At 58.4% G+C, this 17,238-nt stretch carries 18 protein-coding genes; 4 read left to right on the top strand and 14 right to left on the bottom strand.

Going from position 1 to position 17,238, the window contains the following annotated elements:
- Nucleotides 1-43: 43 nt before the first annotated feature.
- The 3 genes from nhaB to J2Y86_RS03910 form a co-directional block, all read right to left on the bottom strand.
- Complete coding sequence (gene nhaB / locus J2Y86_RS03920) at nt 44-1,546, bottom strand: sodium/proton antiporter NhaB (protein ID WP_253428293.1); 1,503 nt, start codon at nt 1,544-1,546, stop codon at nt 44-46.
- A 78-nt stretch (nt 1,547-1,624) separates the two neighbouring features.
- Nucleotides 1,625-2,914: a hypothetical protein gene (locus J2Y86_RS03915; protein ID WP_253428284.1), complete on the bottom strand. Its 1,290-nt coding sequence runs from the start codon at nt 2,912-2,914 to the stop codon at nt 1,625-1,627.
- 280 nt (nt 2,915-3,194) lie between these two features.
- Nucleotides 3,195-3,461 (bottom strand): hypothetical protein, encoded by a 267-nt coding sequence (locus J2Y86_RS03910; RefSeq protein WP_253428282.1) that lies wholly within the window; start codon nt 3,459-3,461, stop codon nt 3,195-3,197.
- A gap of 343 nt (nt 3,462-3,804) precedes the next feature.
- Here J2Y86_RS03910 and J2Y86_RS03905 point away from each other — a divergent pair, with 343 nt between their 5' ends.
- Nucleotides 3,805-5,130: a sigma-54 dependent transcriptional regulator gene (locus J2Y86_RS03905; protein WP_214383163.1), complete on the top strand. Its 1,326-nt coding sequence runs from the start codon at nt 3,805-3,807 to the stop codon at nt 5,128-5,130.
- A gap of 68 nt (nt 5,131-5,198) precedes the next feature.
- Here the strand turns inward: J2Y86_RS03905 and J2Y86_RS03900 are convergent, their stop codons facing one another.
- The 9 genes from J2Y86_RS03900 to J2Y86_RS03860 all read right to left on the bottom strand — a co-directional run bounded on the left by J2Y86_RS03900 (nt 5,199) and on the right by J2Y86_RS03860 (nt 13,647).
- Entirely contained in the window at nt 5,199-6,479 is a 1,281-nt protein-coding gene (locus tag J2Y86_RS03900) for a hypothetical protein (protein ID WP_253428280.1), read from the bottom strand.
- A 44-nt stretch (nt 6,480-6,523) separates the two neighbouring features.
- Nucleotides 6,524-7,264 (bottom strand): hypothetical protein, encoded by a 741-nt coding sequence (locus J2Y86_RS03895; protein WP_253428278.1) that lies wholly within the window; start codon nt 7,262-7,264, stop codon nt 6,524-6,526.
- Between the two features lie 33 nt (nt 7,265-7,297).
- The gene (locus J2Y86_RS03890) at nt 7,298-7,978 is read right to left on the bottom strand and encodes a C39 family peptidase (RefSeq protein WP_253428277.1); all 681 of its coding nucleotides are present in this window, start codon (nt 7,976-7,978) and stop codon (nt 7,298-7,300) included.
- 63 nt (nt 7,979-8,041) lie between these two features.
- Nucleotides 8,042-9,349 (bottom strand): heme utilization protein, encoded by a 1,308-nt coding sequence (locus J2Y86_RS03885; RefSeq protein WP_253428276.1) that lies wholly within the window; start codon nt 9,347-9,349, stop codon nt 8,042-8,044.
- Nucleotides 9,350-9,402: 53 nt separating this feature from the next.
- Nucleotides 9,403-9,975 (bottom strand): adhesin, encoded by a 573-nt coding sequence (locus J2Y86_RS03880; protein WP_253428275.1) that lies wholly within the window; start codon nt 9,973-9,975, stop codon nt 9,403-9,405.
- A gap of 1 nt (nt 9,976) precedes the next feature.
- Nucleotides 9,977-10,402, bottom strand: coding sequence for a hypothetical protein (locus tag J2Y86_RS03875; RefSeq protein WP_253428274.1), 426 nt, complete (start codon nt 10,400-10,402; stop codon nt 9,977-9,979).
- A gap of 319 nt (nt 10,403-10,721) precedes the next feature.
- Nucleotides 10,722-11,246, bottom strand: coding sequence for an AAA family ATPase (locus tag J2Y86_RS03870; protein ID WP_253428273.1), 525 nt, complete (start codon nt 11,244-11,246; stop codon nt 10,722-10,724).
- A complete protein-coding gene (gene pnuC, locus J2Y86_RS03865; protein ID WP_253428272.1) occupies nt 11,243-11,806 on the bottom strand; it encodes a nicotinamide riboside transporter PnuC in 564 nt (187 codons plus the stop codon). The genes J2Y86_RS03870 and pnuC overlap by 4 nt, the downstream gene beginning before the upstream one ends.
- 206 nt (nt 11,807-12,012) lie before the next feature.
- A complete protein-coding gene (locus tag J2Y86_RS03860; protein ID WP_253428271.1) occupies nt 12,013-13,647 on the bottom strand; it encodes a methyl-accepting chemotaxis protein in 1,635 nt (544 codons plus the stop codon).
- A 286-nt stretch (nt 13,648-13,933) separates the two neighbouring features.
- Between J2Y86_RS03860 and J2Y86_RS03855 the strand changes: the two genes are divergently transcribed.
- Together J2Y86_RS03855 and J2Y86_RS03850 are read left to right on the top strand one after the other, a co-directional pair.
- The gene (locus tag J2Y86_RS03855) at nt 13,934-14,764 is read left to right on the top strand and encodes an undecaprenyl-diphosphate phosphatase (protein WP_253428269.1); all 831 of its coding nucleotides are present in this window, start codon (nt 13,934-13,936) and stop codon (nt 14,762-14,764) included.
- Nucleotides 14,761-15,189, top strand: coding sequence for a DUF1294 domain-containing protein (locus tag J2Y86_RS03850; protein WP_253428267.1), 429 nt, complete (start codon nt 14,761-14,763; stop codon nt 15,187-15,189). The genes J2Y86_RS03855 and J2Y86_RS03850 overlap by 4 nt, the downstream gene beginning before the upstream one ends.
- Here the strand turns inward: J2Y86_RS03850 and J2Y86_RS03845 are convergent.
- Nucleotides 15,186-15,545, bottom strand: a complete 360-nt coding sequence (locus J2Y86_RS03845; RefSeq protein WP_253428265.1) for an MmcQ/YjbR family DNA-binding protein — start codon at nt 15,543-15,545, stop codon at nt 15,186-15,188. The two genes, J2Y86_RS03850 and J2Y86_RS03845, sit on opposite strands and share 4 nt — an antisense overlap.
- The gene (locus tag J2Y86_RS03840) at nt 15,542-16,450 is read right to left on the bottom strand and encodes a LysR substrate-binding domain-containing protein (protein WP_253428263.1); all 909 of its coding nucleotides are present in this window, start codon (nt 16,448-16,450) and stop codon (nt 15,542-15,544) included. Before J2Y86_RS03840 ends, J2Y86_RS03845 begins: the two co-directional genes overlap by 4 nt.
- A gap of 129 nt (nt 16,451-16,579) precedes the next feature.
- On the opposite strand from J2Y86_RS03840, the gene J2Y86_RS03835 reads away from it, so the two are divergent.
- Nucleotides 16,580-17,191 (top strand): FMN-dependent NADH-azoreductase, encoded by a 612-nt coding sequence (locus J2Y86_RS03835; RefSeq protein ID WP_253428261.1) that lies wholly within the window; start codon nt 16,580-16,582, stop codon nt 17,189-17,191.
- Nucleotides 17,192-17,238 lie beyond the last annotated feature (47 nt).

The following is a 17,238-nucleotide window of genomic DNA, read 5'->3' as shown; positions in this document are numbered from 1 at the left end:
ACACCGCTTTCGCGAGCAAGCCCGCTCCCACATTTGACCGTGTTTACAACCAGTAACTCACCGCATACCACCCAAGAACACCCATCACTACCGTATACGGCAACGCCATCCACACCATCCGCCCATACGACAGGCGAATCAGCGGTGCAATCGCCGACGTCAGCAGAAACAGAAACGCCGCCTGACCATTGGGCGTCGCTACGCTCGGCAGGTTGGTGCCGGTGTTGATCGCGATCGCCAGGGTCTCGAAATGTTCACGGCTCATGTGGCCGGAGATGAAGGCCTGTTTCACTTCGGTGATGTAGATGGTCGCGACGAACACGTTGTCGCTGATGGCCGACAGCAAACCGTTGGCAATAAACAGCATGCCCGGTTGCTGATCTGCCGGCAGCGCCAGCACCCACTGGATCAGCGGCGTGAACAACTGCTGATCGTGAATCACCGCTACCACTGCGAAAAACACCACCAACAGCGCCGTAAACGGCATGGCATCCTTGAACGCAGTGCCGAGGCGGTGCTCGTCGGTGATGCCGGTGAAGGCGGTAATCAGCACGATCACCATCAGGCCGATCAGGCCCACTTCCGCCACGTGGAAGGCCAGGCAGCCAATCAGAATCAACGCCGCCAGCCCTTGAACAATCAACGCCGCGCGTTGGCGCGAGGTGCGTTCGGCGTCGTCTTCGGCGGCATAGTTGGCCAGCACGGCACGCACGTTGTCCGGCAGAAGCGTGCCGTAACCGAACCAGCGCAATTTCTCCAGCAGCACGCACGTCACCAGGCCCGCCACCAGCACCGGCAGCGAAACCGGGGCGACTTTCAGAAAGAATTCAGAAAAGTGCCAGCCCATTTCGTGGCCGATCAGCAGGTTCTGTGGCTCGCCGACCAGGGTGCACACGCCGCCCAATGCAGTGCCGACGGCTCCGTGCATCAGCAGGCTGCGCAGAAAGGCGCGGAACTGTTCGAGGTCCGCGTGATGGAGGGTTGGGAGGTGTTGGTCATCGCCATATTCACTGTCCTGACGCGGATCATTGCCCGAGGCGACACGGTGATACACCGAGTAGAACCCCACGGCTGCGCTGATGATCACGGCGGTCACGGTCAAGGCGTCGAGAAACGCCGAGAGAAACGCCGACAGAAAGCAGAACATCAACGCCAGCAACGCCTTGGAGCGCACCCCGAGCAGCAGGCGTGAAAACAGAAACAGCAGCAGGTCCTTCATGAAGTAGATACCCGCCACCATGAACATCAGCAGCAGGATCACCGGAAAGTTGTGTATCAGTTCGTCATACAGCGCCTGGGGCGTGGTCATCTTCAGCAGCAACGCTTCGATCAGCAGCAGGCCGCCGGGCATCAGCGGATAACACTTGAGCGCCATGGCCAGGGTAAAGATGAATTCCAGCACCAGCAGCCAACCGGCGGCTACCGGACCCACGGTCCAAAGCACCAGGGCGTTGAGAATCAGGAAACCGAGAATGCTGGCCTTGTACCAGCGAGGTGAATGCCCGAGAAAATTATGCGCGAACGCCTGGGCCATTGAACCGGACATCGGCTGCTCCTTGTATTAAGAAGCGCGCAAGTTGCCGTAAGCCGAAGGGAAGATCAAGCGCAGGAAATGTCGGGGTGCCTATCCCAGGTACCGCGTGACGAATGCCCGGTAGTTGCCATCCAGTGAATAGCCGCCTACGACAATGTTGCCATCGGCCTGCACGGCCAGCGAGGTCGCAGTATTCGGGCCGCGACTCAGGCGAGTGCGGACCCAGCCGACGCCATTGCCAAAGCTGCAATCGAGCTGTCCGCCGGGCAGATGCCGGGCCAGAATGAAATCGGCTTCGACGCCTCCGATCGTGGCGCCAACGGTTAGCACGCTGCCGTTCGCAAGGACCTGCGCGGCGGTCCACTGGCAGCCGCTGTGGCCAATTTCCAGCAATTGCGGATGGCCGCCGTTGCAGTGAATGTCCGGGCGTCCGTTGCTGTGGACCTTCAGGGTCATGCATTGCATGGGGTCGCGGGTGCTGCCAAAACATTGCAAGTCGCCGTTGTCGTGCTGGACGATCTGGCTGACCTGAGCGTAACGCTCCTGTGCCATGAAACTCATGAAGCCATCCACGGCGAAACTGTCGTCGAGGCTGCCGTCGCTGTGATAACGCGCCAGCAGGCCTTCTTCCGGGAAATTGATCGAGCCGCCGACCAGAATCCGGCCGTCAGGTTGCACCAGCAGGCTGCTCAGCCAGGTGTTCATCAGCAGGTGCCTGACCAGCACGAAGCCGCGACCGTTGAAGGTATCGTCCAGTGAGCCGTCGGGGTGAAGCCGTATCAGTACGCCGACATGATCGGCCAGTTCGAAATGATGATTGGCCAGCAAAAGGATTCGCCCGTTGTCCTGTACACGGACATCACACGCTTCGGCGCCCGGCACGCCAGGCGGCAACCAGGCATCGCGCACGCCTTGGGAAAGATTGCCCGGCAGGCGCACGACACAACGTCCGTTGTTGCCAAATGACTGGACCGGTTTGCCGTGCTGATTGAACAGTGCGAAGGCGGGCAGTGTGCGATGCGCACTTTCATAGTGCAGGCCGGCCACCAGAATGCGCCCATCGGCCAGTAGCAGGACTTTGCCGGCCATGGCCTCGAAGCCGGGTTCGAACTGGCTGATGACACAGCCTTGTTGGCCGAAGGCCAGATCCGCCGAGCCGTCCTCGAGCAGGCGCGCCAGGCCAAAGCGGCTGCCGCCCGGTGTGCCGACTTTGGCGGCAATCAGCAATCGGCCCGCGGAATCAATCGCGACGTCATTGGCCATGCTGGAGGTGCTGCCGGGGAAATACACTTGGGTTTTGCCGGAGCCGGCAAAGGACTCGTCGAGTTTTCCGGCGTCGTTCAACGCTGCGGGTAAGGCTAAAGCGGACTGGATTGACATGCACGCATCTCCTTGCGAGTCGTCTTGATCCAGGAATAGGGGGGGGCGACTGGAGAAGTATTCAACGCCTGAATGAGCGGAACCACAACTGACAGAACTAACAGGTGGAGGGTCGCTTTGTGCCAGAACAGTGTCTTTTCGAACCACTGAAAAGCCAGCCAATTAATTGGCCTTGGGAAGTTCGAACAAACGGACGTCGCAAGTGTGGTGGGCCAATAGGGCCAGCATACTTACGATCAAGGGGAGGGTGCGGATTACCGGTAGTAATCCGCAAGACGCTTTAGTGTGGCATCGACCACGATTGCAGCGCATAACCTTCCTGGCTCAGCTCTTTACGGGCTTCTTCCAGAAACTGTTCAAGTTGTGCCGGATCGGTATAGGCACTGCTTTGAATCTGTTTGCGGCCAATGCAGGTATTGGTGCGGTCGATGACGGTCAGGCTGAGTTCGCCGTTGCCGTCTTGTGGAGCCCAGGCCACGCATTGAAAAGGCTGGAATGCGCGGTCGGCAATCAAAAGAGCTTCGTTGATACGGAGCGGGGCGGTCATGGGATCTTCTCTCTGTATGCCCAATCAAATGATGTGCCGTCGGTTGGGCTTACCGTTCGGCTGGTTACTTGTACTGATGCCCGCAACCCGTGGGTGGGTCACATACAATTAAAAGAAATTTCAACTTTCTTTCATCGGTTCAGGGTACTGGCAGGCTTTGAAAGCTGGATGAAAGGTTCGACTCGTTAGGTAACTATCAAAGTTGCTTCTTATAACTGCTTACACGGCCTTCCTATAGTCAATCGATACAAGACAACGTCAAATTATTGCTAATGTTACAGTCGGGTCTGCCAAATGACTGTTTTTAATAATATTTCCTAAAATTTGGCGCCAAGGAACAGTCATGATCGAAGCGCCTGCGTTACGACGTCTGTTAGTGGTGGACCCGTGCGACGACTGCCATCGTCTCCTGCCAGGGTTGCGCGCTGTAGGTTGGGACGTTGATAGCTGTACGCTGGAAAATGCTGCCGACCGAACCTGCGATGTCGGTCTGTTGCGTTTGCAGCCGTTTCACCTGGAGCGCCCCGAGGCCGTCAAGGAACTGATCAGCCGCAGCGGCACCGAATGGATCGCCGTGCTCAACCAGGAAGTCCTGCGACTGCAAAATGTCGGGGACTTTGTCTGCGAATGGTTTTTCGACTTCCACACCCTGCCGTTCGATGTGTCCCGGGTTCAGGTGACGCTCGGCCGGGCGTTCGGCATGGCACGCCTGCGTGGCCAGGGCACGGTTCACATCGATCAGCCCGAACACGAGCTGCTCGGCGACAGCAAGCCGATTCGCGAGCTGCGCAAACTGCTGAGCAAACTGGCGCCCACCGAGTCGCCGGTGTTGATTCGTGGTGAGAGCGGGACTGGCAAAGAGCTGGTCGCCCGCACCCTCCATCGACAATCCCAGCGGCACAGCAAACCCTTTGTTGCGATCAATTGCGGCGCGATTCCCGAACACTTGATCCAGTCCGAACTGTTTGGCCACGAGAAGGGGGCCTTCACGGGCGCCCATCAACGCAAGGTCGGACGGATCGAAGCCGCCAACGGCGGAACCCTGTTTCTCGACGAAATCGGCGACCTGCCCCTGGAGCTGCAAGCCAACCTGTTGCGGTTCCTCCAGGAAAAACACATCGAGCGCGTGGGCGGCAGTCAGCCGATTCCTGTGGATGTGCGGGTATTGGCGGCAACCCATATTGACCTGGAAGCCGCCATCGAGAAGAAGCGCTTCCGCGAAGATTTGTACTACCGCCTCAACGTACTGCAAGTGGTCACCGCGCCGCTGCGTGAGCGCCATGGTGACCTGTCGATGCTGGCCAACCATTTTTCCCATTTCTACAGCCATGAAACCGGCCGTCGTCCACGCAGTTTCAGCGAAGATGCGCTGATCGCCATGGGCAAGCATGACTGGCCGGGCAATGTGCGTGAACTGGCCAACCGGGTACGCCGCGGGCTGGTTCTGGCCGAGGGGCGGCAGATCGAGGCCCGCGACCTGGGGCTGATCAGCCAGCAGACAATCGCCGCACCGATGGGCACCCTCGAAGACTACAAGACGCGCGCCGAACGCCAGGCGTTGTGCGATGTATTGAACCGCCACAGCGACAACCTGAGTGTCGCCGCCCGGGTGCTGGGCGTGTCGCGGCCAACCTTTTACCGACTATTGCACAAGCATCAGATCCGTTAGGGCGGGGCGAAACGAAAAGGCCCGCTGCGATGAACTCGCAGCGGGCCTTTTCCATTCAGGTGAAGCGGTCAGAAGTAGTACGGGAATTTCAGGCTGAAGGAGAAGTCTGGCGCGTCGTCGGTCAGGCCGATGGCCAGGTTGGGAACGATCGTCAGGTTATCGGTGGCGGCCAGGGTCATGCCGATGTTGAAGTTGGCCGCGTTGTAGTCGCTGTTGGAAATCGATTGCCAATCGCCTCCGTCCGGTTTGATCTTGCTCTTGCGGGCGAACTGATCGGTGAACGAGAACGACATACTCATCTTCTCGTTCAAGGCGAACGCGATGCCTGCGCCGACTTGCCAGGAATCGCCCAGCTTCACGTCCCCTTTGACCTTGGCGCCGACCTGAGGGCTGATGTCGCTGAAAGAATCCTCCATGTTGTAGGTGTAGGCCAGGGAGCCGAACAGCACGGCCGGGTCGAAGGTCTTGACCAGCGAGATACCCGGGGTGATCGACCAGACACCATTGCCGGTCGGCAAGTCCTCGGGGACCGCGAGGTTATCGTTGTTCGGGTCCTCGATCAGCTTGATGCCGTAAGGATCCTTGCCGGTCGGTGCCTTGATGCGCAATGTCGCCACCGCGTCGGGCAGGTTGGCCGACTCATCCAGAAACTTGTAGGCAACGCCCACGTTTACATCGCCGATGGTCGGGTCGCGGGTAACGGTTGCGTCCGACGTCACGGGCCCTGCGCCACCGGCGCCACCCGAGGAATACGTTGATTCGCGATACACCACGGGGACGTTTATGTCGAACTGCCAGCGTTGCGCCACGTTGTAGCGGGCGGTCAGGTCCAGTGTCCAGTTGTCGGCCTTGATGCGGTCGAGGTTGATGTTGCCGAGGAAAATCGAATCCAGTGCCAGGAAACCATTGAGCGTCAGCGCACGTGTATCGAAGTGCGTGTAGGTCAGACCGGTTTCGACACTGAATTTGCCGCCTCCGAAGAAACCGCTGGCTTCGTCATACAGGTTGGAAACGCTTTGCGCAGGTTCGGAATCATCCTTGAGCGATTGGCCGTATGAACTGCCCGTGGTTCCCGGCGCTCCGGCGGCCACCGTCTGGCCACCCCTGCTCGGTTCGGCAGGGGATTTGGTCAGGCGTTTGGGAGGAGGGGTCGCTGGTGTTTCTTCTACTTGTCGAACGCGCTGCTCGAGCACCATCAGCGCGTTCTGTTGTGCCTCATAACGCTGTTTCAACTCCATGAGTTCTTGTTTTAGTGCTTCAACCTGGGGGTCCGATGCTGCGTAAAGCATTGTGCCCGGGGCCAGGCTACTCAAACAAACGATAGCTCTGAGCGTTAACGATCGGTGCATGTTAGCCGTCCCTTCTGAGTGCATCTGATGAGACTGAGCGTAGATCAGAATCCTAGAGCGCGAAGACCTTTAAGTTGATCCAGGTTGCCATTCAACGAACTGGTCGACGGCAGGTTATCGCGCAGCACAACGTTGATCGACATCAGGTTGTTGACCTGATTGCCACCACCGAGCAAGGTCGCGTTTTGCATAAGCCCGCCTTGGGCAAGGCGCTGCATAGTGTTGCCCTGGTTGTTGTTGGCCATGATGTTGAGTTGCACGCCCGCGCCGGAAGAGGAAATGCTCAGCGCCCCGGCACCATTGGTGTGGGTCAAGGTTGTACCCGCGGCCAATACTTGCCCCTGATTGTTCATCTGTTGCGCCTGGCCGCCTTTCTGGACGTTGAGATTGACGTTGTTGTAAGCGCTGTTGTTGTCACCGGCAGCGCGCACAACCTGGGTGACGCCCTGGGTCGTGCCCAAGCCGTTACCGCCGCTGACGGTACCGGTGCCCTGAGAAACTGCCGAGCCATTGCCTGTTTCGTCGATCATCGACACATAGAACTGTGGCTGGATAGTCGTTTGTTGAATTTGCATCGTGGACGTTGCCCCAATCACTTGGCCGCTGGAGTTTTGCCAGGTGCTGGTCATCACAATTCCGAAACTTACGATCCGTCCCGGCATGACATAGCGGCCTCGCAGGCTCGCCAATTCCTGATCATTCAGTTCGATGGGTTTGAATAGTTGTGCCTGGGTTGGCAGGCTGGCGGCCAGGCAGACGATGGCCAACCAGATTGGAGTCTTCATTGGATGCTCCCGGAGCGTCGTGCTCCCTTGTTATTAGAAGAAGTCGCTTCGGATAAATCCGAAGTCCAACAACTCTGCGTCTTGCACCGGGCTGAAGGTGTTGATGCGGTTCTTGGCAGTCAGTGGTACGGGTGGGTCGAGCAGCGCATTGGTTTTGTCATAGCCCTGGCCAATGACGGCAAAGATGATGCCGTTCCAGCCTTTGACAAAGTCGTCGACTTTGAAACGTTTATGACCCAGTACCGGATCTCCGATATAGACCCAGCCGTTATGGACTTTCTGCAGAACTACAAAATGTTTGTAGCCACGGATGTCCATGAGCACCACGACCGGAATTCTGATATCGCTCAACGTTTCCGCCGCTACCCGGTAGCCACGGGCCCGCATGCCGATACTTTCCACGTAACGCTTCATGTCGAGCATGGAGAAGCCCTGGACGCGGACAACGTCTTGATCGGCGTGTGCCAGCATGCCTTCGATGATCTGATCTTCATCCACGTCCAGCCAATAGGCCTGGCGCAAGATGGTCGCCAGCGCTGCTGCGCCGCAACTGAAGTCGGTTTTCTGTTGCACCAGGTCGGCAAATTTGCGTTCGCGTACGCTCTGGATCGGCTTGTACACCACCGCGCCGCCAGGCAGGACGGAAAGCGGCAGTTGTGCAGCCTCGATCACACTGGCCACGCAAAGCAAAACTACCAAGGCGATAATGCGCATGGTGGGACGCCCTCTGGTCGTGTTGGAAAAAGGCCCCCGTGAGGGGGCCTCCAGAGTCAGCCATTAGAACGATTGGTTGGAAATGGCCAGCGAGTTGCTTTGTTGGTTGCCCACACCGGCAGCCACGTTCACGCCGAGGTTGCCACTGCCGCCATTCACCGAACCACTCAGGGTTGCAGTGTTGGTCACAGGGTTAGCCCAGCCATTCGGGGTCAGGATTTGATAGGAAACGGTGTTGCTCAAATCCCATGTATTGCTTTCGGTGTAGCCCTTCACTTCGTGTTTGGTAGAAGCGGACGATTTCTCGCCTGACTTCTCGAACGAAGAGTCATACGCTTTTGTGAACGAGGAATTGAACGCTTTTTCGAACGAAGAGTCGGTCGAGTTTGTGTGCTCTGTATCGACAGATGCATCGAGCGATGCGTTCAGCGATGCTTCGAACGACTTGCTGTTGGTGCGATCTCCATGGCCATAATTAACGGTAACGGATTTCGAACCATCCGCCGATGCTTCCAGGGAAGCGAGCACAGAAGCATGGCTGGTAGCGCTGTTATCGGTGCTTTTAGTACCGTTTGCATCGAAGTGATTGCTGCCGCTGGCGTCATAACTGCTGACACCGCTCTTAGCCCAGTTGCTGGAAGCGCTCTTATCAATGTTCAGCTCGGAGTTATGGCTGAAAGAGGCACTACCGGTGTTGGTGGTGGTCAGCGTCACCGTAGCCAGGGCAACGTTCTGATCCGCCCTGTTGTTCACTACCAGACCAGGACCGTTTTGTTCAGCAGAGGCGGTGGCTGTTGCATTGCCGAGCGGAGCATTGGAGTTGGCAATTGCCATGGTGTTTTTCTGTTGATTAAGGTCGCCACCAGCAATGTTGATCCCCATATTGCCGTTGCCGCCATTGCCCGACTGACTCATCACGGCAGAGGCTGTGGTGTTGTAATTGTCGACCTTGTTATTGTTGCTGTACTGCTTGACGCTGGCAGTGGCAGTGGCAACGCCGAACACGAAGGAGTTATCGAGAGCGGAGGTGGCACCAGCGTTCGCGATGGCAGCAGCGTTGTCCTGTTGGTTGCCGGCGCCTGCCGCCACGTTGATACCGACGTTACCGTCGGCGCCTGTGGCAGAGCCGCTCATCTCGGCGTTGTTAATAGTCCCTTGGTTAAGGATGCGGTTGCCGGTACTGCTCTGCTTGTCGTTGGCATTGGCAGTCGCGTAGACAGGGATTTTTGTAGGAGGAGGAGTGTGGTGACCGTTGTTGTTATGACCATTGTGGTGGTCATCGTTACGACGATCGTTGCCAGCTTGTACAGCAACAGCCATGAGCGCAGCAATTGCGAAAACCAGAGGCTTGAGTGCCATCGAAGGTTTCATGGTGATTCTCCGTACTTATTTTAGGTTAAGTGTTGTTTCCTACCTTTTTTGGGTCAGTCCGCGACCCGTACACTCAGGGTATTGGCCATTCGGTTTCCCACCCCGGCGCTCTGATTCAACTGAATCACCCCACGGCTACCGGTGAAAGCCTGGTCACTGGTAGTGACCTGGCGGAGGCCGGGTGCAGAGTCAGTTGGAACGGAGTTGTTGAGCAGCGCCACGTTCTGTTGCATGAGGACGCTGTCGTCGATACTTTGCGGTTGTTTGCTGATGCTTATCCGCAGGGCATTGGCTTGCTGGTTGCTGGCACCCGCGCTCTGGTTGACGCCCAGAACACCGTTGCCATGACTGAAAGAGTCGCCTTGAATGCTGGCCCGAGCATCCATCCTGGGGTCGACCTGCGTATTCAGTCGTTGACGAATCTGGGTGGCCGCGCTGGCTGAATCACCAATGGCGATGGCCCGTGCGTTGGCCTGTTGCTGCTGATCGCCGGCAGCCTGGTTGACCGCGAAGTTGCCTTGGTACTGGCTGCCTGAACTGTCGATCTCGGCATTGTTGATGATGGGCGGTTGAGCGAAGCTCGATGCACTGCAGAACATGGCGACAATCAGCAGCTTGCGATTCATTTCAACGGCCTCCCGTAATGACGTTCAGGCCGCTGAGGCCACGCTGGACGCTTGAATTGACCAGGTTGGAAATACCGTTGCCAGAACTTCCCCGTCCGGCGGAAGGGTTGGAAATCTGGTTCTGAGTGGTGATATTGCCGCCCAGATTGGTGTTGTTTAAATTGACCAGGCGTGTGATGCCCGCACCACTGGCGACGTTGGCAAAATCGCCGTCGTTCAGTTCGTTCGTCTGAGTGAGGATTAGCTTGGAGGGGTTGGCATTGACGGTCGTAGGGTTGGGGTCGGGAACCACCGGGGCTTGCATTGCGTTCCGCACCTGGACATCACGTTTGATAATGATGATGCCGTCGTCAGCCTGCACGGAGCAGAGGCTTGAGCCCAAGGCGATCAGCAGGAAGCTAAAGATGCTGTTATGAAATTTCCCCACGGCGGCAATTCCTTCTGTAGAGAACGCTGGCCCTTATTAGCGTTGCGAAGGAAGAGAGCAGAAGCTGTGCCGGTTTTCGTTTTTCTTTTAAAAACAATTAGTTGGATTTAATTGTCGAGATGGTCAAAAAAATTTTGTAACGCTGCTGAGACAGAGCTACGCAAATCGCCGTCCATTGCTGGCGCAATTGCTCGCTACGGGTGCTGAAAAGCAATTTGTATCATTGCCTTAACATTTTCTGAAAGGCGCGCACGGGCCGCTTTAGCCCGCGGGTTTTCGCAGGGGAGGGTGTTTCAGGAATGGACATTTGCGACGCCTGTCAGAGATTGAGCAAGCGTGTTACAGCTTCGAATGCCGCGTCCTTGCGTTGATTCCAGTCGCCTTGCACGACCTGGCAAGGTTGACGATGCAGGTCAAGCCATTGCTGGCTGGCCTGGAAAAACGCCTTTCGTTCTGCCAGCTCCGGTTGGCATCGCTGGCCGTCGTCATGCCAGGCCACCGTTTCGGGACTGAGCAACAAATGCAGGTCGTAGTGCCTGGCCAGCAATGCTTGTTCAATCCACGTCGGGCAAGCGCCAAACAGCGTGCGGCTCCAAAGCATATTGCTTAAGAGATGCGTATCGAGAATCAGCAGTCGCGGGTGTTTCGCTCGTGCTTCATCTTCCCAACGCAGCTGGCCAAGTGATATTGGCGTAATATCATCGTAGCAAGTTACACGGGCTTCGGTGTCGATAAAATGCCGAACATACTCACCGACCAAAATGCCGCCAAAGTTGGCGTGAATCTCACTCGAAAGCCAGCTCTTGCCGCTGGATTCGGGACCGGTCAGCACCAGGACTTTCATGTGCGCAACGCCGGGTCGGCACGCCATTCTCGCCAGCCTTGCGCGGCAATCACGGCGAACAGCCCATAGAGCCCGGCGGTCAGGTACATGCCCTTATAGATGAAGAGCCCGACGAAAATCACATCCAGGGTGATCCACAGCGGCCAGCATTGAACGCGCTTTTGCGCCATCCAGACCTGCGCCACCAGACTGAAGCCAGTCAGCGCCGCATCGAGCCAGGGTTGGGCGGCATCGGTCCAGTGCGCCATGGCCGCGCCAAGCAGCAGACTGCCCACGGCACCGATGGCCAGGCCTGACACGATCGATGTCCCCTTGAGCTGACTGACCAACCGCCCCTGCCGCGCGACTCCCGCGCGCGTCCATTGCCACCAGCCATAGAGCTGCAACGCGGCGTAGATCACCTGCAACAGCATGTCCGAATACAGCTTCACTTCAAAAAAGACCCAACTGTACAGCGACACCATGACCAGGCCGATCGGCCAGCACCAGGGGTTCTGTTTGACCGTCAACCAGACGGCAATGACACCGAGGGCAGCGGCAAACAGTTCAAGCCCGGACATGGAGGTTCCTTGGGGAAATCGTGGAGGGAGCGGATTGTACCGGGATTGTGGCGAGGAGGCTTCTGTGGCGAGCGAGCTTTATGGTGAGGGGGGGTTTGTGGCGAGGGGATTTATCCCCGTTCGGCTGCGAAGCAGTCGTAAAACTTCTAGGGCCGCTGCGCAGCCCAACGGGATAAATCCCCTCGCCACAGGGGTAGTGTTTGGCTTTACACGCGGAACTGCCTGAGCAACCCATTCAACTGCTCGCTCAGCTCCTTGAGACGCACACTCGCCACGCTCGACTGTTCCGCCGCCAGCGCCGTGCTGTGGGACAAGCCGGCTGCCTGGGTGACGTTCTGGTTGATGTCCTCGACCACGTGCGCCTGTTGCAGGGTGGCGCTGGCGATGGACGCGTTCAGGCCGTTGAGATTGCGCAGTGCCTGGCCAATGGCATTCAGGCTCGCACCGGCGAGGCCGGCCTGTTCGATGGTCAGCTGGGACGCGCGGCTGCTGTCGCCAATGACCTTGACCGCCGCTTCGGAGTGGCCTTGCAGGCGCTCGATCATCGACTGGATCTCGGCGGTGGACTTCTGGGTACGCTGGGCCAGCAGGCGCACCTCATCCGCCACAACGGCGAACCCGCGACCTTGCTCGCCGGCGCGGGCAGCCTCGATGGCGGCGTTGAGGGCGAGCAGGTTGGTCTGCTCGGCGATGGAGCGGATCACTTCCAGCACGCTGCCGATCTGGGTGCTTTCGGTGGCCAGGGTGCGGATGACTTCCACGGCCTGATCAATGGTGCCGGACAACTTGTCGATCTGTTGCAGGCTGCTGTCGATGTTGACCTGGCCCTGCTGCGCCTGGGATTCGGCATCGCGCATTTCGCTGGCCGCCTGCTCGGCGTTCTTTGCGACATCCTGCACGCCGTACGTCACTTCATTGATGGCCGTGGCTACCAGTTCCATTTGCTGTGATTGCTGCTGACTGCGTTGCTGGGCCTGGGCGGCGTCGTTGCCCAGTTCGCTGGACGACAGGCCCAGCGCGCTGGCGGACACCTGCAGTTCACCGATCACCCCGCGCAGTTTGGCGGTAAAGGCATTGAAGTGGCGGGCCAGTTGCGTCACTTCATCCTGGCCGTGGGTGTCGAGGCTGCGGGTCAGGTCGCTTTCGCCGCTGGCAATGTTGGCCATGGCGTTCACGGTATCCTGGAGTGGACGCACGATGCTGCGGGCAATCAGGATCACCAGCAGCGCCATGATGGCGGCAATCACCAGCCCGACGACGGTCGCTTTCCAGACCTGGGCCATGAACTCGGCCTGCATGTCATCGATGTACACGCCCGAACCGATCACCCAGCCCCAAGGCTCGAACAGTTTGACGTAGGACGTTTTTGCTACCGGGTCGCTGGCGCCCGGTTTCGGCCAGCGATAGTCGATTGCGCCGGCGCCCTTGGCTTTGGCGAGGGCGACCATTTCATTGAACACCGCAAACCCGTCCGGATCGCGGATCGCCGAGAGGTTCTGGCCATCGAGTTTCGGGTTGGCCGGGTGCATGATCATCACCGGCGTCAGGTCGTTGATCCAGAAGTAGTCGTTCTGGTCATAGCGCAGGCCGCGAACGGCGGTCAGTGCCTGTTTCTGCGCGGCTTCGCGCGTCAGCGTGCCGGCGGTTTCGAGGCCGTGGTAGTAGGTCAGTATGCCGCTGGCGGTCTGCACCACGTGCTGGGTTTTCTGCGCCTTGGCGTGATAGAGGTCTTCGTGAATCTGCTTGAGCATCAACACGCCCAACGTCAAAAGCATCATGACGGCCACGATCAAAATGAGCCACAAACGGCGGCTGATCGACATATTCCTCAAGCTGTTCATAACGCTGTCACTCCGGTTTCTTTTTCTTGTAATAAACGATCGCCAGCATCCAACCACACTTTGCCGATCGGGCATATCCGACCCAAGTCCTATAACGTGGCAGCGTTATTCAGCCTTGTCTGATAGGATTTCGGCCCCGCACGGAAAAACCTGAATCCAAGTCGATGTTTCACGGAATTTTTTCGGTTCCGTCCGGATTCTGCGCGCGCGGGCCTTTTAGCTACGCTGACTGATTTGAAAAAATATTAACGGGGCATGCCGTCGCGCATCGCTTCTTGGGGGATTGATGGATCTTTGGACCGCCTTGCAGGCATTGATACTTGGGGTTGTAGAAGGGCTGACGGAGTTTTTGCCGATTTCCAGTACCGGACACCAGATTATTGTGGCCGACTTGCTCAATTTCGGTGGTGAGCGGGCCATGGCGTTCAACATCATTATTCAGCTCGGCGCGATTCTCGCCGTGGTGTGGGAATTCCGGCGCAAGATTTTCGAGGTCGTGGTTGGCTTGCCGACGCAGCCCAGTGCCCGGCGCTTTACCGCCAACCTGCTGATCGCCTTCCTGCCGGCCGTGGTGTTGGGGGTGATCTTTGCTGACCTGATCCACCATTACCTGTTCAACCCGATTACCGTGGCCACGGCATTGGTCGTGGGCGGCATCGTGATGTTGTGGGCGGAACAGCGTCAGCATGAAGTGCACGCCGAAACCGTCGATGAGATGACCTGGAAAGATGCCTTGAAAGTAGGTTTGGCCCAGTGTCTGGCCATGATTCCGGGTACATCGCGTTCAGGCTCGACGATCATCGGCGGTTTGCTGTTCGGGCTCTCGCGCAAGACAGCCACCGAGTTTTCGTTTTTCCTCGCAATGCCGACCATGGTCGGAGCGGCGGTGTACTCGGGCTACAAGTATCGCGACCTGTTCGTGCCGGCTGATTTTCCGGTGTTCGCCATCGGCTTCGTCACCGCCTTCATCTTCGCGATGATTGCCGTCAGGGGCTTGCTCAAGTTCATCGCCAGCCACAGCTACGCGGCGTTCGCCTGGTATCGCATTGCGTTTGGTCTGGTGATTCTGGCCACCTGGCAGTTCGGCTGGGTCGACTGGACTGCGGTCAAGCCATGAATGATGCAGGCGGGCGCAACAGTTCCGGACGTAATTCCGGAGGGCAGATCCAGAACCCAAGGCTGAAACTGCTGGTGTTCGCGGCGGTGTGCGCGTTGCCGTTGCTGGGCTCGTTGTCGTTCTGGCTGCGCGGGATCTCGCTGATTCCCCTGGCGGCCTACGGCATCGTCAGCGTGTTGGCGTTCTTCCTTTATTGGAGCGACAAGCGCAAGGCCCGCACCGATAGCTGGCGTACGCCCGAGAACGTGCTGCATGCAGTTGAGCTCGCCGGCGGCTGGCCGGGCGCCTTCCTGGCTCAGCAGCTGTTCCGGCACAAGACGCGCAAAGTGTCGTTTCAACTGCTGTTCTGGATGATCGTGCTGTTGCATCAAGTGTTCTGGATTGATCAGCTGTTCCTGGGGGCAAACCTGTTGGCGCTGTTCTAAAGCAGCAATCCGACCTGCGTGCGCTTGGGCAGCTTGCTCACTACCAGTTGATGGGAGCGCTGCAACAGGCCTTGCAGTTCTTCGGCGCCCAGCGGGTAGGGCGTTTGCATGATGATCCACTGGGCCCGCGCCAGGTACGGCGCCGGATGAACGCCCGGGCGATCGCAATGCCCCAGAAACAGGTCCTTGTCGACCTTGAAGGCAAGGGATTCGCCCCGCAAGTTCTGCAGGGCGAACATCTTGTTCCCGGCAATCGAAAACACCCGCACGCCACCCCACTTGTAGTCTTCCCGCGCACCCGGCAGCGCCAGGCAGAACTGTGCGACATCCTCTTCGCTCATGCGTCCAGCCTTCATATCAGTCGGTCCCCGCAGTCATTGAATGATTCGATCAAATGGTCGAGCCAGGCGCGCACGGCCGGCATGACCCCGCGCCGATGAGGGTAGACCGCTTGCAGCCAGCCGCCAGGCAACGACCAGTCAGGGAGCAATTGCACCAGCGCGCCGCTTTCCAGTTCCTGCTCGCAATACATCATCGGCAGCATGGTAAAGCCCTGGCCGGCGAGTGTGCAGGCCTTGCGCACGATGAAGTCGTCGATGCCCAGTCGGGCTTCGAGCGCGAGTTCATGACTTTTACCCTGTTGATCGAGCATGCGGATATGCACCATGCGGTCGGCTTCAAGGGCACCGAGCACTGGTAGACCCTTGAGTTCCTCGGGATGATTGATCGTCCGCCCATGGAGAAAGTCCGGACTGGCCACCAACAGCATCTGCGCCTGACGCAGGCGTCGAGTGACCAGCAACGGGTCTTCATCACCCAATTCCCGCACGCGTAGCGCGACGTCGACGCCTTCGTTCACCAGATCGACCCGGCGGTTGAGCAGCATCACTTCCAGTTGAACCTGCGGGTATTTTTCGAGAAACCGGCTGATCACCGTCGGCAGCATTTCGTGGGCCAGCCCAACGGGGCAGGACACCCGCAAGCGCCCGCGGGGTTCGCTGGACATGCTGGCCACGGCTTCATCGGCCATCTCGGCTTCCAGCAGCATCGCCTGGCAATGCCGCAAATAGCGCTCGCCCACGGCGGTCAATTTCAGTTGCCGCGTGGTGCGTTGCAACAGGCGCGCGCCAAGGCGTTCTTCCAGCTCGGCGATCCGCCGCGACAAGCGCGACTTGGGAATACCCAGCAAACGCCCGGCCGCGGCGAAACCGCCGGCTTCGACCACCTTGGCGAAGTAATAAAGGTCGTTGAGGTCTTGCATGGTCATCACTCGACTGTTCTATCAGTGGGACGAACTATCGCATTGTTGCCGACTAATCAGCTATTGGTTTCGTCTGTAGGATTGTCTCCATCAGATCGCCCCGTGGCGATCCTCACCTGGAGATCCCACATGAAACTGCTGCATATCGATTCGAGCATTCTTGGTGACAACTCGGCTTCCCGTCAGCTGAGCACTGAAGTCGTCAAAGCCTGGCAAGTCGCCGAGCCGAGCGCCGTGGTGACTTACCGCGACCTGGCCAGCGATGCCATCAGCCATTTCTCCGCCACCACCCTGGTCGCCGCCGGCACCACCGCTGAACTGCGCAACGCCGCCCAACAGCACGAAGCCGAACTGAGTGCCTCGACCCTGGCCGAATTCCTCGCCGCCGATGCCGTGGTTATCGCCGCGCCGATGTACAACTTCACCATCCCGACCCAACTCAAGGCCTGGATCGACCGCATCGCCGTTGCCGGCCAGACCTTCCGCTACACCGAAGCCGGCCCTGAAGGCCTGTGCGGTGGCAAGAAAGTCGTGATCGTGTCGACTTCCGGTGGTCTGCATGCCGGCCAGGCGACTGGCGTTGCTCACGAAGAGTATTTGAAAGTGCTGTTCGGTTTCATCGGCATCACCGACATCGAATTCGTCCGTGCCCACGGTCTCGCTTACGGTGACGAAGTGCGCACCAAAGCCATGAGTGACGCTCACACGCAAATCAGCGAGCAACTGTTCGCCGCCGCGTAAGGCTTGCGTAAAGATGTAAATCAGCTCGGGCAACACCCCAAAAAACT

The organism is Pseudomonas migulae, from assembly GCF_024169315.1.
In the GTDB taxonomy this organism is placed as follows: domain Bacteria; phylum Pseudomonadota; class Gammaproteobacteria; order Pseudomonadales; family Pseudomonadaceae; genus Aquipseudomonas; species Aquipseudomonas migulae_B.
The sequence above is the reverse complement of the archived record's forward strand: the minus strand, read 5'-3'. Positions and strand labels throughout refer to the sequence as shown.